We start from the raw sequence: 1,626 nt of genomic DNA, 5'->3' as shown, positions 1-1,626 counted from the left end.
CTAGGCCCGAGGGCAGGTACTTGGTGCCGGTCTGGTAGGTGCCTGCCAGAGCGCCTTCGCTTTCCGGGATGACGACGGCGGTCTTGGTCGGCCGGTATTGCTGGTCGTAGCCGGTGACTTTCGCGGTGTAGGCCGACCCGTTCACGTACCGGGTGGACTCGGCTAGCTGTCCCTTGGCGCCGGTGACGGTGTCGTAGACCCACTTGGCACGGAGCTCGCCGGAGGTGCTGTCCTTGCGCAGTTCGGTGCGGCGGCCCAGGTTGTCATAGGCGTTCGCCAGTACGGTGCCGCGCTGATCGGTGGTGGTGGTCAGCTGTCCTCGGTCGTCGTATGTGCTCTTGGTGGTGCCTCTGTCGGGGTCCCTGGCCTCGGTCCGGTGTCCCAGTTGGTCATATTCATAGGACCAGTTGTTTCCGGCCGGGTCGGTCACCCTTTTGAGTTCGCCCCGCGGGGTGTAGGCGTAGGAGGTGGTGTCGTAGGCCGCCACCTGGCTGCGGGTGTGGTGCTGGCGTAGTTCCGTCGTCTGGCCGCGGACGTCAGTTAGCGTGGTGGTGGCGGTGGCTCCTTCGGGGGGAATGACGGTGGTGCGGTCGCCCCCGTAGATGGTCTTGGTGGTGGCCAGGACCGTACTGCTGCCGCCTCCGTTTCCGGCGACTTGGCGCTCTTCGACGGGGCGCTCGAGGCCGTCGTAGTCGGTGTGGGTCTGTGTCTCGACGCTCAGGGCGTTGTCGGGCTCGAACAGCGTGCGGTCGGGGGCGCCAAGGGTGTAGTAGGGGGCGAACGTCTTGGTGGCCAGGCCGCGTTCGTCGTAAAAGACGTCGGTGAGAATGCGTCCGCCGTCCGGGCCGGGAGACTGGGTCTGACGCTCACGCAGCAGGCCGTCGTACAACGTGTACGAGGCGACCTGCCCGCCCTCGTTGTTCAGCGTCTGGGTACGAACCGCGACCGGCTTTCCCTCGTCCACGAAGTAGGTGAACTGGTAGCTGGGCGTCTGGCTGGTCCTCCGGTCGGCCTGCCACACCTTTGCCACGCGGCCGAGTGCGTCGTAGGTCATCTCGGTGCGCTTGGAATTGGTGTCTACCGTTGCCTTGGGCTGGCCACGCAGCGGCTCCAGCTCCGTGACGGTGGTCTGTGCCGATGCAGCGTCGGCTGCCTTGAGCCGCGGGGTGGTCTCGGTCACCTTGCTGGGAAAGCCGGTGGCCGGGCTGTAGGCACTGGTAGTCGTACGGCCGTCCGAGCGAACTGTGCGTACGGGGGCCTCGCTGCCGGTGGCAGTGACATCGGCGGTCAGGTCGGTGGCGGTCAGCTGGCGGCCGTAACCGTCGAAGGTCGCGCCGGACTCCAGGTACGTGCTCTTGGCCCCGTCGTGCTCCTTCAGCATAGCGGTGGCAGTGGCATCGCCCTTGCTGGGTGCGGCCCCGTAGGCGCCGCCGTCATAGGCGGTACGGACGTCGGACACGACGTCCTCGGCCCGGTCGGTGGTGTCGGCACACTTGCCGGCGACGGTCACGACCCGTGAAGGCAGAGTGAGGATGTTGTCGTCGGTGTTGGTGGCGTAGGTGGTGCGGGTGCACTGGTTGTCGGTGGCTGTGGCGTTGTCACCCAATTCGTCAACCACAGTGGCGC

General features: G+C 66.7%; 1 pseudogene. It reads right to left on the bottom strand.

What is annotated here, in order from left to right:
- A pseudogene (locus ACQKIP_RS46920) lies at positions 1-1,606 on the bottom strand (sugar-binding protein); the annotation flags it as partial.
- Positions 1,607-1,626 lie beyond the last annotated feature (20 nt).

This window comes from Streptomyces sp. NPDC059900 (genome assembly GCF_050270335.1).
GTDB lineage: Bacteria > Actinomycetota > Actinomycetes > Streptomycetales > Streptomycetaceae > Streptomyces.
Note: the sequence above shows the minus strand (reverse complement) of the source record. Positions and strands in the feature narration are given on the sequence as shown.